This window comes from Brevundimonas diminuta, from assembly GCF_050310045.1.
Classification (GTDB): domain Bacteria; phylum Pseudomonadota; class Alphaproteobacteria; order Caulobacterales; family Caulobacteraceae; genus Brevundimonas; species Brevundimonas diminuta_F.
Genome location: NZ_CP190005.1, coordinates 1,448,679 through 1,462,044, shown reverse-complemented (window position 1 = coordinate 1,462,044; position 13,366 = coordinate 1,448,679). Strand labels below are relative to the sequence as shown.

Below are 13,366 nucleotides of genomic sequence, written 5' to 3'. Positions count from 1 at the left end.
CTGGCGAAGCGGGTCGTGCGGCGCTAACCCTCGGCGCAAATTCATAAGGGAAACGCACAGATGACTCGCATCGCCTTCATCGGTCTGGGCAACATGGGCGGCGGCATGGCCGCCAATCAGGCCAAGGCCGGGCATGACGTGGCCGCCTTCGACCTGTCGCCCGCCGCGCTGGAACGCGCCGCCGAGGCCGGATGCCGCCCCGTCGGTTCGGTCGCCGAGGCCGTAAAGGACGCCGAGGTGGTCATAACCATGCTGCCCGCCGGGCCGCACGTGCTCAGCGTCTATTCGGAACAGATTCTGGGCGTCGCCCCTGCCAGCGCCCTGTTGCTGGACTGCTCGACCATCGACGTGGAGACGGCGCGCAAGGTCGCCGGTCTGGCGAAAGAGGCGGGCTACGCCTTCGCCGACGCTCCCGTCTCCGGCGGTACGGCGGCCGCCGACGCCGGGACGCTGGCCTTCATGGTCGGCTGTGACGAGGCCGACTTCGCCCGGGTCGAAGCGGGTCTGGACCCGATGAGCCGCATCACCATCCGCGCGGGCGACCACGGCGCCGGGCAGGCCGCCAAGATCTGCAACAACATGCTGCTGGGCATTTCCATGATCGGCACGTGCGAGGCCATCGCCCTGGCCGAGAAGCTGGGTCTGGAGCCGGAGCGTTTCTTCGAGATCGCCTCCAAGTCTTCAGGGCAGTGCTGGAGCGTCAGCAACTACTATCCGTGGCCCGGTCCGGTCCCTGCCGCGCCTTCGAACCGCGATTATCAAGGCGGTTTCGCCACCGCCATGATGCTGAAGGATCTGAAGCTGGCCCAGGACGCCGCCGCCAAGGCGGGCGCCTCGACCCCGCTGGGCGCGCAGGCCGAGGCCCTCTACGCCCTGTTCAACGGCCTCGGCTACGGCGGCAAGGACTTCTCGGCCATGGTTCAGATGCTACGCGGTCGCATCGACACGCTGAACTGACCGCTGTTTTCCTCCCCACTTTGTGGGGAGGGGGACCACGGAGTGGTGGAGGGGGCGACGCAAACGTCAGCCGTCGAGACGCCCCCTCCGTCTCGTCGCCTTGCAACGCCGATCCACCTCCCCATCGCTACGTGACAGGGAGGAAAGGGTCGCCCAGGCCCGCATCGGGTCGGGAGGTCCCGAAGGGCCGACGACCGGAGGCATTCGTGAAGCTGAGAACCGTTATCAATTAAGGGGTTGGGACGTTTTGTCCGGCTCCTGACATGGACAAGGCAGGGCGGCGCGCGCAATTAGGCCTGCAAAGCTGCACACGCGAAAGAAGCGCCGCCTTGTTCGACTATAAGTCCGCCTTTCAGAACTCTGTGGATCAGGTCCGCAGCGAGGGTCGTTACCGCGTCTTCGCCGATCTGAAGCGGACGCGTGGTCAATTTCCTCGTGCGATGCGCCGTCGTGAGGACGGTACGCAGCAGGAAGTCGTCGTCTGGTGCTCCAACGACTATCTCGGCATGGGCCAGCACCCGGCGGTGATCGAGGCCATGCAGGCCGAGGTCGAGCGCGCGGGCGCCGGGGCAGGCGGAACGCGCAACATTTCGGGCACCACGCGCTCGGCCGTCGATCTGGAAGCGGAGCTGGCCAGCTGGCACCAGAAGGAAGCGGCCCTGCTGTTCACCTCGGGCTATGTGGCCAATGAGGCGACGCTGTCGACCCTGCAGAAGATCCTGCCCGGTCTGATCACCTTTTCCGACGCCCTGAACCACGCCTCCATGATTGCGGGCATCCGCAACGGCGGCGGCGAGCGTCACATCTTCCGCCACAACGACCTCGAACACCTTGAAGAGCTGCTGGCCGCCGCGCCTGCCGATGCGCCAAAGCTGATCGCCTTCGAGAGCGTCTATTCGATGGACGGCGACATCGCCGACATCGCCGGCACCATCGCCCTGGCCAAGAAATACGGCGCCCTGACCTATCTGGACGAGGTTCACGCCGTCGGTCTGTATGGCGAAACCGGCGCGGGCGTGGCCGAACGGGACGGCCTGCTGGATGGCATCGACATTGTTGAATGCACCATGGGCAAGGCCATCGGCGTCATGGGGGGCTATATCGCCGCCGACGCTGTGATCGTGGACGCGGTGCGCAGCTGGGCTGCGGGTTTCATCTTCACCACCAGCCTGCCGCCCGCCCTGACGGCGGGTGCTCTGGCCTCTGTCCGCCACCTGAAGGCGCACCCGGAACTGCGCCATGCCCATCAGGAGCGCGCCGCCACCCTGAAGCGCCGTCTGGCCGAGGCAGGCATTCCGGTCCTGCCCAGCGTCAGCCATATCGTGCCGGTTCACGTCGGCAATCCGGTTCACTGCAAGCTGATCTCGGACATGCTGCTGGAAGAGCATGGCATCTACGTCCAGCCGATCAACTACCCGACCGTGCCCAAGGGGACCGAGCGCCTGCGCTTCACGCCTTCGCCGGACCACGATGACGGCATGATCGACAAGCTGGTCGAGGCGATGGACAAGCTGTGGTCCCACTGTAACGTGGCGCGGCGTCCCGTCGCCGCATGATGCGCGACCCCGAACTCGGCGAAGTCATCGTCGAGTTCATTCGCAACGGCGCCTATGTGAAATGCTCCGCCATCCACACGGCCAGCGGTGTCGAAGTCTCAGCCATCGGCCCGGCGGCTGAACCGCGCGCTGTCGAACGGGTGGCGATCGCCAAGTTGAAGCGGACGCTAATTAACGCGCAACGCTGACCCACTCTTCCAGATCAGCATATGTATCAAAGACCTGGTGCGCGCCTGATTGCAGCAAACTCTGAGCGTGGTCGCTGCGGATATGGCCGCCTGCACACAGGCCGACCACGGTCATGCCTGCCGCAACACCGGCCAGGACTCCCGTCGGACTATCTTCGATCACTAGAGTGCGCTCTGGCGCTGCCTTCATCGCGTCAGCGGCATAGAAAAACAGATCGGGGTGCGGCTTGCCTCGGCTGACGTGGATGGCTGCGCTGAAGATCGAGCCTGAGAAATGATTATGGGCGCCAAAACGGCTCAGGCCCAGCTCAATCCAGTCCGGCGGGCTGGATGAGGCGATGCAGAGCGGTTCCCTGCGTCCGACCAGGAAGCTGTTGAAGCCTGTCACCGCCTTCAACTCGTGGTGCGCGCGTTCATGACACCGGCGCGTCCATTCAGCCTGCACGCCCGGTGGACATGGGGCGCCCAGCCGCGTCGAGATGATGGTTTCACAGTCCCGCCAGCGTTTGCCCATATAGGTCGCCAGCGCATCGTCCAGCGTCGTCGGCAGGCCGATCTCGGTGAGCAGTTCGGCCATCACTGTATTGTTCAACAGCTCGCTGTCAGCGATGACCCCGTCATAATCGAAGATGATGAGTTCGAACGGGCCTTTGTTCACGCCCGTTCGGCAGCCTTGGCGGCGTCCCACAGAGCGTCCATTTCCGGCAGGTCGGACTGCTCCGGCGTGCGGCCGTCTTTCTTCAGTTCGGCCTCGATGAACTCGAAACGACGAACGAATTTGGCGTTGGCGGCGCGCAGGGCGTCTTCCGGCTCGACCTCCAGCTTGCGGGCAAGGTTGGCGACGACGAACAGCAGGTCGCCCAGTTCTTCCCGCGCCTTCTCCTTGTCACCAGCGGCGATCTCGGCGCGCAGTTCTTCGACTTCCTCGGCCAGTTTGTCGAACACCTCGTCGGTCGAGGGCCAGTCGAAGCCGACGCGGCCCGCGCGCTTGGTCAGCTTGGCGGCGCGGGTCAGGGCGGGCAGGCCGACCGGCACGTCATCCAGCACGCCATGCTGTTCCTTGGCCTTGCGTTCGGCGGCTTTGATGTCTTCCCAGCGCGCTTTCTGGTCCGGGCCGGTGGCCTTGGCGGCTTCGTCGCCGAAGACGTGCGGATGGCGGCGGATCAGCTTGTCAGCCATGGCCTCGGCCACGTCTTCCAGTTGGAAGTGTCCGGCTTCTTCGGCCATGCGCGAGTGGAAGACGACCTGAAACAGCAGATCGCCCAGTTCGACCCTTAGCTCGTCCATGTCGCCGCGCTCGATGGCGTCGGCGACCTCATAGGCCTCTTCGATCGTATAAGGGGCGATGGTGGCGAAGGTCTGCTCCACGTCCCAGGGACAGCCGCCGTTCGGATCGCGCAGGCGAACCATGATGTCTTTCAGGCGGTCGACAGGGTGGGTCATTCAGGCGTGTCCGGCGTCTCTTTGCGCCAGGGCGGCGCGGATTTCATCGTGCCGCTGAGCGGTCAGGGGATAGCCCTTCAGCACCCAGGCGGTAGCCGCCAATAGCAGGCCCGGCACGGCGATGAACAGGATCTGCAGGATCAACAGCGAGAACTCGCTGTTCCCCTCTGGTCCCGGCAAGGCCTTGAACCCGACCAGAGGCAGGATGGCGTAAGGCAGCAGGGCGAAGACGTGCCCCATCTTGGTCGTGGCCGACAGGATGGAGAACATCAGCCCGGTGCGATCCACGCCCGTCTCCAGTCGCACCTCGTCGCCCGCATCGGCCATCATGGCGCGCAGCAGGAACAGCCCTGCCGCATAGGGCAGGCCGGCGATGAACATGGCGACCGCCGTCAAGGCGAAGTTGCCGCCGGGAACCAGCGTCGCACTGACATAGAAGACGGCGAAGATCAGGCTGGCCACGGCCAGGGCGCGATCCTTGCCGATCTTGGTCGCCAGCCAGGCCCAGATGGGCGCGCCCACTAGACCGGCCATGAAGTAGATCAGCATGAACAGCGACGCCTGGGTGTGGTCGTAGCCCTTGATCTGGCCGAAGAAGAAGAACAGCAGCGACCCCGTGATGCCCGGCGCAATACCCAGCAGCAGGTCCGAGATCAGCAGTTTTCGAACCGTCTTCATTCGGAACAGGGCCAGATAGGCGCTGGGCCCGCCATGCGGCGCGGCGCCCGCGTTGACCGGCTCGGGCACAGCGACCATGGCCAGGCCGATGGTGAGGGGCAGGGCGATAATGATGGCCCAGCCCATGATGCGAACGCCGTCGACATAGCTGCCGACGCCCGTCTTCACCACGATGGTCGGCAGGATCAGGATCAGGATCACGCCGATGATGTTGAACACCTGCCACCAGCCATAGACGCGGCTGCGCTGGTCATACTGCGGCGCCAGCACGGCGGCCCAGCCCAACTGCCCCAGCGTTCCCATCGAGAAGCCGAGGTAGAGAACCAGCAGCCAGGCGAACAGATAGATCGGCCCGGCGCCCGGCTGGACCGTCACGAACATCATCAACGCCGCCAGCATCAGGATCGGCGTCGCCACCGCCATCCACGGGCGGTAACGGCCCAGGCGCGTCCGTGTGCGGTCCATGCCCCAGCCGATGAAGGGATCGAACAGGATGTCGATCAGACGCACCGCCATGAAGGCAGCGGCCACCGTGCCCATCTCCATCCCGACATGGGTGGCGTAGAATTCCGGCAGGGTGACGGGCAGGGCGACGCCGAAGGCCGCCAGCGGCAGGCACGGGCCTGAGAAGGCGGCCAGAACAGCATTGGAGCGGCGCGGCGCATCGTGCGCGGCGATGGCGGACGAAGGCGCGGCGTTTGCGGTCATGCGGTCACGGCCCGATCACGGCGCGAGTCGGCCGCAGACATCACCATGCCGGTTTTCGATGGCGGCGCGAAGGGCGTCGATACAGCACGTCTCAGGGGTTGCGGCGACTCTCATCATGGGGCCTGCTGCGATGATGTGGAAAGCGTCCGCCTGCCTTCTCGCCGCCGTGACCATCGCCGCCTTCGCCGGACAGGCGCGCGCCGATGCGCAGGGCGCCCAGATCTGTGACCGCGCGCCGGGAGCGTGGAGCGATGTCGCCGAGGCGAACGCCATATCCCTGTATGCGCTGGAATGGAGCCCGTTCGGACCGGCCGAACTGGGCTGGGAAACCTATGTGCCGCTGATCCAGCAGGAGGTTCGCTCGCCCTGTGACCCGACTTCGGCGGGGTTCGCCGAGGCGCTGGCGGCCTTTCAGGGACGGTATGGACTGACGGCCAGCGGGCGGTTCGATCAGCCGACGTTTCAGGTGCTGCGCGGTCTGTGGCAGGAGCGGCGCCCCTTCGTCATGGCGCGGGTGAGGGGGGAATGCCCCGATCCGCCACCCGTCGCAGATCTGGCCTATCTGACGACAGGCGAGGAGCACGCCGAGCGCCTGACGCGCCTGTTGCGTCGCGACGTGCTGGACGCCTATCGCGCCATGGCGGCGGCGGCCCGCGTTGAGGTTCCGCAGATCGCGGCCGAGCCGGAACTGCTGCGCGTCTTTTCTTCCTTCCGTGACCCGGAGGCCGACGCCGCCCGGTGCGCGCGTGACGGCAATTGCGACGGTCTGCGGCGGGCGGTCTGTTCGCCGCACCGGACCGGCACGGCGGTGGATCTCTATGTCGGCCATCTGCAGGGCATGGGGGTCGATTCTACCGACGCGCACAGTCGTCGCTACATGAGCCAGACGCCGACCTATCGCTGGCTGGTCAAGAACGCCGGGCGGTTCGGCTTCGTCCCCTATGTCTATGAACCGTGGCACTGGGAGTATGTCGGCCGATGATCCGGCCTTTGGCGCGCGGCGAAGCAGAGTTGGCGCGCGAGGTGTTCGGGCGCGAGCTGTTTCTGGACGATATCCGCTTCATCGGCTCGCCCTGGCCGTTCAATCGGGCCTTCGTGCCCGGGCGCTGGTTCGGACACGACTGGATCGTCTGGCCCAGGGTGACGCTGACGCCGGATCTGTCGCAGGCGCCATTGAGGACGCAGGCGGTCTTCATCCACGAACTGGTCCATGTCTGGCAGGCGCAGAACGGCGTCAACCTGCTGACCGCCAAGCTGAAGGCAGGCGATGGTCCTGGCACCTACGCCTATCCGGTCAATGACCGCTGCGAGTGGAGCGGGCTGAACATCGAACAGCAGGCGATGGTGGTCGAGCATCGCTTTCTGCTGTCACGCGGCGCGCGTGTTCCAGCCGATCCGGCCTTCTATCAGCGCGTCTGCCCGATCGGCCTGTCGGTTTTTTGAAGGGGAGGGACTTGCGGCGCCGCAGCACAGCGCTAAATCAGGCACCGATGCAGTTGCTGTATGCGTCTTTTCAGTTTCAGCCGGAGCCGTGATGCCCAAGATTCTCGTCCTTTACCACTCGACCTATGGCCACATCGAACGCATGGCCGAGGCTGTCGCAGAAGGCGCCCGTCAGGTCGAAGGCGCCATGGTGGACATCAAGCGCGTCCCGGAAACCGTGCCGGAAGATCTGGCCCGTAGCTCGGGCTATAAGATGGATCAGGCCGCGCCGGTCGCGGCCGTGGCCGATCTGGCGAACTATGACGCCATCATCCTGGGCGCGGGCACCCGTTTCGGCACGGCGGCGGCGCAGATGCGGGCCTTCCTGGATCAGACCGGCGGCCTGTGGGCGCAAGGAACGCTGCTGGGCAAGGTCGGCGGCGCCTTCACCGCCTCGGCCACCCAGCACGGCGGGCAGGAGACGACCTTCGCCGGTCTGCACAACTACTTCCTGCACCACGGCATGGTGGTGGCGGGTCTGCCCTACGCCTTCGCGGGCCAGATGCGTCTGGACGAGATCACCGGCGGCTCGCCCTATGGCGCCAGCACCATCACCGCCTCGGACGGCTCACGGATGCCCAGCGAAACCGAGCTGGACGGCGCGCGCTATCAGGGCAAACACATCGCGGAAATCGCGAAGAAACTGCACGGTTAGGATCATGCGCCAGCCCGCACTCTTCTTTGGTCATGGCTCGCCCATGAATGCTCTGGGCGGTCCCTTCGCGGACGCCTGGCGCGCCTTGGGCGATGAGGTCGGCAAGCCGAAGGGCGTTGTCATGGTCTCAGCCCACTGGGAGACGCGCGGGTTGGGCGTGACGGCGCAGGATCAGCCGGAAACCATCCATGATTTCGGAGGTTTCCCGCCTGAACTTCACGCCATGCAGTATCCTGCGCCCGGTTCGCCGCAACTGGCGGGCCGGGTGGCGGAACTGACCGGCGCCGTGCAGACGACGCAGTGGGGACTGGATCACGGGACATGGTCCGTGCTGGCCCATGTCTGGCCTGATGCGGATGTTCCCGTGGTGCAGCTGTCGCTGGACCGCACCCTGGATGCCCGCGCCCACTATGAACTGGCCAAGCGCCTGCGCCCCCTGCGGGACGAAGGCGTCATTGTCGCCGGTTCAGGCGACTTCGTGCACAATCTGCGGACGTGGAAGCGCGCGGGCGGCGAGCCTTATGACTGGGCTGTCGGCTTCAATGAAGCGGTCAAGCGCGCCTTCATGGCGGGCGACCACGAGGCCCTGATCGACTGGGTGCATCTGGCCGAGCAGGCGCAGCTCAGCGTACCGACGGACGAGCATTACCTGCCGCTGCTCTATGTCGCCGCCCAGCAGACGCCGGGCGAGCCGGTGCGCTTCTTCAATGATGTGATCGACGGCGGCTCGATATCGATGACGGGCGTCCGGGTCGGCTGACCGGACGCCGCATCACCTGCTCTAGCGGCGGCCGCCGCGCAGGGCGTTATCCAGCGACCACGGCCCCGGCCCGGCGAAGACCAGATACAGGAAGACGAAGCAGTAAAGGGCCGCCAGCTCACCGCCGTTGATGATGGGGTAGAGGCTCTTGGGCGCATGAACCATCCAATAGGCCACCGCCGTAAAGCCGGACAGGATGAAGGCGGTCGGGCGGCTGAACAGGCCCAGCACCATCAGCACGCCGCCGACCAGTTCAATCGGCCCGGACCAGCCCGCCAGTGTCGACAGATCGACCACTCCGCCGTTGGCGCCCGGCGGGAAGTCCAGAATCTTCTGCGCCCCATGCTGAAGCAGCAGCAAGCCGGAGACGATTCTCAGCAGGCTGAGAAAATGCGGTTCCCAGGCGGCCAGGGATGTTGAACGTCGGGCCATGCAGCGCCTCCTCGACCGTGACGTCCCGCAGGCGGGACCGGACAGCCGAGGGTATGGCGCCTGCGCCGAACGGCAAGCGTCTTGTCACGCCGCTTTCATTTCATCCTCAGCCATTTTCTGGATGGTCACATAGTCGACCTTGCCCGTGCCCAGAACGGGCAGGGCGGCGACCTTGATGATCTTCTTCGGCACGGCCAGTTCGGGGGCGCCGTTGTCGCGGGCCCACTGGGACAGACGGGCGCTGTCGGCGTCAGCGACATCGGTGATGAGCACCAGTCGTTCGCCCTTCTTGCTGTCAGGCACGGCGACGACGGCGTGGCGGCCGTCGGGCCAGACACCGCCCGCCATACCCTCCACCGCAGTCAGGGACACCATCTCGCCGCCGATCTTGGCGAAGCGTTTGGCCCGGCCCAGAATGGTGATGTAGCCCTCGGCGTCGATGTCGACGATGTCGCCCGTGTCGTGCCAGCCGTCGGCCAAAGTCTCCAGATCATCCGGGTCGTGCGCCGAGATATAGCCTTCCATCACATTGGGGCCACGCAGGAACAGGCGACCGCCGACCTCGATGCCTTCGACCGGCTCGATGCGGTATTCCATGCCCGGCAGGATCTGACCCACTGTGCCCGGCCGGTTGCGGTCCGGGTGGTTTACGGCCACCACGGGGGCAGCCTCGGTCGCGCCATAGCCTTCCAGCAGGGTCAGGCCGCCGAACTTGGCGTCGAAGGCGGCGCGGGTTTCTTCGCGCACCTTTTCCGCGCCCGCTACGGCGAACTTCAGGGTGGCGAAGTCGTCCGGTTCAGCGACGCGGGCGTACTGGTTCAGGAAGGTGTCCGTGGCGAACAGGATCGACGCCTTCACCTTGGGCAACAGGTCGGTGATCTGTTTGGCGTGCAGCGGCGAGGGATACTGGAACGCCTTCAATCCCTGCAGCAGCGGCAGAATGACCCCGCCGGTCAGGCCGAAAGAGTGGAAGGTCGGCAGCGGGTTGAACATCACCCAGTCGGGATCCAGATCGATATGGGCCGCGACCTGACGCGCATTGGCGACCAGGTTTTTCTGGCTCAGCATCACGCCCTTGGGCGCGCCGAAGCTGCCCGAGGTGAACAGCACCACGCCCGGCGAATCCGGGTCCGCCTTCACCCTGAAACGACGGGGCGCGATGCCCGCGCTGAGGCCGAACATCTTGTCCGCCAAACCGATGGTCTTGCGGATGTCGTCCAGCCAGACAACCTCGGACACTTCACCCAGAGCCTCCATCAGATCATCCAGCTTGGCCTGGGTGACGAAGCGTTTGGCGGACAGGATTTTCTTCACGCCTGCCGTCTTCAGCGCCGCCTTCAGATTGGCTTCGCCCGAGGTGAAGTTCAGCATCACCGGCACCCGCCCGAAGGCGTGCAGGGCGAAGAAAGTCACCACCACGCCCGCGCTGGACGGCAGCAGCACGCCGACACGCTCGCCCGGTTTCGTCAGTCTGGCGATCTTGCGGCCCAGCACGAAGGCGGCGCGGATCAGGCCGGTGTAGGTCAGGGGGTGGCGATCCTGATCCTCCAGAATCTCCTTGTCGCCGTAACGGGCGCGCGCGTCGATCAGCGCGTCGAACAGGGTTTCTTCATAGACCGCAGGGTCCAGGGCCGCTCGCAGCAAGCACGTCCTCCTTCAGAGAGCTCTGGGGCGGCTCTCTTGGTTAAGAGGCCGGAACCTAGTGACGCAAGGGCGCCTTGAAAAGATGCGTAACGTCGCGTGAGGCTGTTCCGATGCCGGACTGAAACCGTCTGTGCCTTGCGTTTGCCACCCGGAAGTCCGACATAGCCTCAAGAATTGGGACGCCTTCCGAAACAGGAGCCAGACCGGCGGCGATGGTCACGCTTATCGACACCCTGCAGAAGAAGCCGTCCGAGCTTCGTCACCCGGAAAAGCAGAATCGCCCGGAATCGGCGGTTCTGAAAAAGCCTGACTGGCTGCGCGTGAAAGCGCCTGGCTCAGGCCAGTATAATGCGACCAAGGACATCGTGCGCTCCAAGGGGCTGCACACCGTCTGTGAAGAGGCCGCCTGCCCGAACATCGGCGAATGCTGGAGCCAGAAGCACGCCACCCTGATGATCATGGGCGACACCTGCACGCGGGCCTGCGCCTTCTGCAACGTCAAGACCGGCCTGCCGCAACCGCTGGACCCGGAAGAACCGGCCAAGGTCGGTCTGGCCGTGGCCCAGATGGAGCTGAACCACGTCGTCATCACCTCGGTGGACCGCGACGACGTGTCCGACGGCGGCGCCGCCCACTTCGCAGAAGTGGTGCGCCAAATCCGTATTCAGGCGCCCAAGACCACCATCGAGATTCTGACGCCTGATTTCCTGCGCAAGGACGGCGCGGCCGAGGTGATGATCGACGCCACGCCCGACGTCTTCAATCACAACCTCGAGACGGTGCCGCGCCTCTATCTGAAGATCCGGCCGGGCGCCCGCTACTTCCACTCCCTGCGACTGCTGCAGATGGTCAAGGAGCGCGACCCGAACCAGTTCACCAAGTCCGGCATCATGGTCGGTCTGGGCGAGACCAAGGAAGAGGTCATGCAGGTGATGGACGACATGCGTTCCGCCGGCGTCGACTTCATCACCATCGGCCAGTATCTGCAGCCGACGCGCAAGCACGCCGCCATCGACCGCTTCGTCACGCCCGAAGAGTTCAAGGCCTATGAGGCGATCGCGCGGGCCAAGGGCTTCCTGATGGTGTCGTCGTCGCCGCTGACGCGCTCGTCGCACCACGCAGGCGACGACTTCGCCCGGCTGCGGGCGGCGCGTGAGGCCCAGTTGTCGTCCCGGAACGGCCGCTGATCCTTTGGCTGTCCACCGTGTAACGCGCATCCTGCCCTATGCGCCCGAGCAACTGGCCGCCATGGTGGCGGACGTGCGCGCCTATCCCGACTTCGTGCCGTGGATCACGTCGATGCGCGTCTGGAATGTGCGGGACGAGGCGCCGGGCGTGCATCTGCTGGATGCAGAGGCCGGGGTCGGCTTCGCCTTCCTGACCGAGAAATTCTCGACCTGGGTGCGTCACGACGTTCATGCGCCCAAGGTCGAGGTCGGTCTGATCCGCGGCCCGTTCAAACACCTGAAGAACCGCTGGGAGTTCCATCCGCATCCGCAGGGGACGCGACTGGAATTCTCCATCGACTTCGCCTTCAAGTCGCGCATGCTGGACATGATGCTTCAGGCGAACTTCGACCGGGCGGTCGACAAGCTGATCCAGTGTTTCGAGAGCCGGGCCAAGGCTCTCTACGGCAAGAGGTAGAACCATGGGCGCGCCTTTCGACTTCGATGCGACGGTCGTGGGCGCGGGGGCTGTGGGGTTGGCCTGCGGGCGGGCGCTGTCGCGGCGCGGCCTGACGGTGCTGGTGCTGGAAAAGGAGCCGCACATCGGTCAGGGCGTCTCCTCGCGCAACTCCGAGGTGATCCACGGCGGACTCTATTATCCGACCGGCTCGTTGAAGGCGAAGTTCTGCGTCGAGGGGCGACGCGCCCTCTACGATTTCCTTGAGAGCCGCAAGGTTGACCACTGGAAGTGCGGCAAGCTGGTCGTTGCGACCGAAGAGGCCGAGGTCGAACGTATCGAGGCCATTTTCCAGCAGGCCGTGATCAATGGCGTCGAAAACCTTGAGCACCTGACCGGCGCGCAGGCGCGGACGCTGGAGCCTGAACTGAACGCCCACGCCGCCATCCTGTCGCCCGAGAGCGGCGTGTTCGACAGTCACGGCTACATGCTGGCGCTACAGGGCGAGATCGAGGACGCGGGCGGCGCGGTCGTCATCTCGGCGCCGTTCGAGGGGACGGAAGCCCTGCCGGGCGGCGGCTTCTCGATCCGCGTGGGCGGGGAAGGGGCGATGACGCTGACCAGCCGCCTTCTGGTCACAGCGCCCGGCCTGTCGTCTCAGGACGTTGCGGCGCGAATCGATGGCTATCCCGCCGCCGATATTCCGGCGCGCCATCTGGGCAAGGGAATCTATTTCCGCCTGACCGGCGCAGCGCCGTTCAATCGCCTGATCTATCCGCCGCCGATTCCCGGCGCGTTGGGCACCCATTATCGCAAGGATCTGGGCGGGCAGGGCGTGTTCGGCCCCGATCTGACCTATGTCGAGACCGAGGACTATTCCGTCGACCCAGCCAAGGCCGAAGAGTTCGCCCGATATATCCGCCGTTTCTGGCCGGGTGTGACGGTCGAGCGGTTGACGCCCGACTACGCGGGCATCCGGCCCAAGCTGCATGGGCCGGGCGAAGCGCAGCCGGACTTCCAGCTTCATGGCGCGGCGAATCACGGAATGGAGGGGCTGATGGCGCTCTTCGGCATCGAAAGTCCCGGCCTGACCAGTTCGCTGGCCATCGGCGAGGCCGTGGCGCAAAGCCTGACAGAGGGGGTTTGACGCCTGTTCTGTCAGTCTGCGTCGAGACCCTTGAAATCGGTTGCGTCTTCATGCATAAGCCCGCCCTCGCGTGGCGGCTCTTATCGGGGGGCC

Annotated in this window: 15 protein-coding genes; 10 read left to right on the top strand and 5 right to left on the bottom strand. The window is 65.4% G+C overall.

Annotation, left to right across the window (positions count from 1 at the left end; genetic code table 11):
* The first annotated feature begins 60 nt into the window (after positions 1 to 60).
* From mmsB to ACORJG_RS07095, 3 genes are all read left to right on the top strand, one after another.
* Positions 61 to 957 carry a 3-hydroxyisobutyrate dehydrogenase gene (gene mmsB / locus ACORJG_RS07105; RefSeq protein ID WP_427792695.1) on the top strand — a complete coding sequence of 299 codons (897 nt, stop codon included), beginning with the start codon at positions 61 to 63 and terminating at the stop codon, positions 955 to 957.
* Between the two features lie 329 nt (positions 958 to 1,286).
* Positions 1,287 to 2,513, top strand: coding sequence for a 5-aminolevulinate synthase (gene hemA / locus ACORJG_RS07100; RefSeq protein WP_427792693.1), 1,227 nt, complete (start codon positions 1,287 to 1,289; stop codon positions 2,511 to 2,513).
* Positions 2,510 to 2,701: a DUF6898 family protein gene (locus ACORJG_RS07095; protein WP_427792691.1), complete on the top strand. Its 192-nt coding sequence runs from the start codon at positions 2,510 to 2,512 to the stop codon at positions 2,699 to 2,701. The genes hemA and ACORJG_RS07095 overlap by 4 nt, the downstream gene beginning before the upstream one ends.
* Here the strand turns inward: ACORJG_RS07095 and ACORJG_RS07090 are convergent.
* From ACORJG_RS07090 to ACORJG_RS07080, 3 genes are read right to left on the bottom strand one after another with little or no spacing between them, the layout of a single operon-like run.
* Positions 2,685 to 3,359, bottom strand: coding sequence for an HAD family hydrolase (locus ACORJG_RS07090; protein WP_427792690.1), 675 nt, complete (start codon positions 3,357 to 3,359; stop codon positions 2,685 to 2,687). The genes ACORJG_RS07095 and ACORJG_RS07090 overlap by 17 nt on opposite strands.
* Positions 3,356 to 4,144 carry a nucleoside triphosphate pyrophosphohydrolase gene (gene mazG, locus ACORJG_RS07085; RefSeq protein ID WP_427792689.1) on the bottom strand — a complete coding sequence of 263 codons (789 nt, stop codon included), beginning with the start codon at positions 4,142 to 4,144 and terminating at the stop codon, positions 3,356 to 3,358. Before mazG ends, ACORJG_RS07090 begins: the two co-directional genes overlap by 4 nt.
* The gene (locus ACORJG_RS07080) at positions 4,145 to 5,530 is read right to left on the bottom strand and encodes an MFS transporter (RefSeq protein WP_427792688.1); all 1,386 of its coding nucleotides are present in this window, start codon (positions 5,528 to 5,530) and stop codon (positions 4,145 to 4,147) included.
* A gap of 115 nt (positions 5,531 to 5,645) precedes the next feature.
* On the opposite strand from ACORJG_RS07080, the gene ACORJG_RS07075 reads away from it, so the two are divergent.
* The 4 genes from ACORJG_RS07075 (at position 5,646) to ygiD (ending at position 8,427) form a co-directional block, all read left to right on the top strand.
* Positions 5,646 to 6,512: a D-alanyl-D-alanine carboxypeptidase family protein gene (locus ACORJG_RS07075; RefSeq protein WP_427792687.1), complete on the top strand. Its 867-nt coding sequence runs from the start codon at positions 5,646 to 5,648 to the stop codon at positions 6,510 to 6,512.
* On the top strand, positions 6,509 to 6,973 hold the full coding sequence (locus tag ACORJG_RS07070; protein WP_427792686.1) for a hypothetical protein: 465 nt from the start codon (positions 6,509 to 6,511) through the stop codon (positions 6,971 to 6,973). Before ACORJG_RS07075 ends, ACORJG_RS07070 begins: the two co-directional genes overlap by 4 nt.
* Before the next feature lie 91 nt (positions 6,974 to 7,064).
* The gene (gene wrbA / locus ACORJG_RS07065) at positions 7,065 to 7,667 is read left to right on the top strand and encodes an NAD(P)H:quinone oxidoreductase (protein ID WP_427792685.1); all 603 of its coding nucleotides are present in this window, start codon (positions 7,065 to 7,067) and stop codon (positions 7,665 to 7,667) included.
* 4 nt (positions 7,668 to 7,671) lie between these two features.
* Positions 7,672 to 8,427, top strand: coding sequence for a 4,5-DOPA dioxygenase extradiol (gene ygiD / locus ACORJG_RS07060; protein ID WP_427792684.1), 756 nt, complete (start codon positions 7,672 to 7,674; stop codon positions 8,425 to 8,427).
* A gap of 21 nt (positions 8,428 to 8,448) precedes the next feature.
* Here ygiD and ACORJG_RS07055 read toward each other — a convergent pair whose 3' ends face one another.
* Together ACORJG_RS07055 and ACORJG_RS07050 are read right to left on the bottom strand one after the other, a co-directional pair.
* Entirely contained in the window at positions 8,449 to 8,859 is a 411-nt protein-coding gene (locus ACORJG_RS07055) for a DoxX family protein (RefSeq protein WP_427792682.1), read from the bottom strand.
* 84 nt (positions 8,860 to 8,943) lie between these two features.
* Positions 8,944 to 10,500: an AMP-binding protein gene (locus tag ACORJG_RS07050; protein WP_427792991.1), complete on the bottom strand. Its 1,557-nt coding sequence runs from the start codon at positions 10,498 to 10,500 to the stop codon at positions 8,944 to 8,946.
* Between the two features lie 215 nt (positions 10,501 to 10,715).
* Between ACORJG_RS07050 and lipA the strand changes: the two genes are divergently transcribed.
* Genes lipA through ACORJG_RS07035 form a run of 3 tightly spaced genes read left to right on the top strand, consistent with a single transcriptional unit; the run spans position 10,716 to position 13,273 of the window.
* On the top strand, positions 10,716 to 11,690 hold the full coding sequence (lipA, locus tag ACORJG_RS07045; protein WP_003164870.1) for a lipoyl synthase: 975 nt from the start codon (positions 10,716 to 10,718) through the stop codon (positions 11,688 to 11,690).
* 4 nt (positions 11,691 to 11,694) lie between these two features.
* Positions 11,695 to 12,147 (top strand): type II toxin-antitoxin system RatA family toxin, encoded by a 453-nt coding sequence (locus ACORJG_RS07040; protein ID WP_313041122.1) that lies wholly within the window; start codon positions 11,695 to 11,697, stop codon positions 12,145 to 12,147.
* A 4-nt stretch (positions 12,148 to 12,151) separates the two neighbouring features.
* Positions 12,152 to 13,273: an NAD(P)/FAD-dependent oxidoreductase gene (locus tag ACORJG_RS07035; protein WP_427792680.1), complete on the top strand. Its 1,122-nt coding sequence runs from the start codon at positions 12,152 to 12,154 to the stop codon at positions 13,271 to 13,273.
* Positions 13,274 to 13,366: the final 93 nt, after the last annotated feature.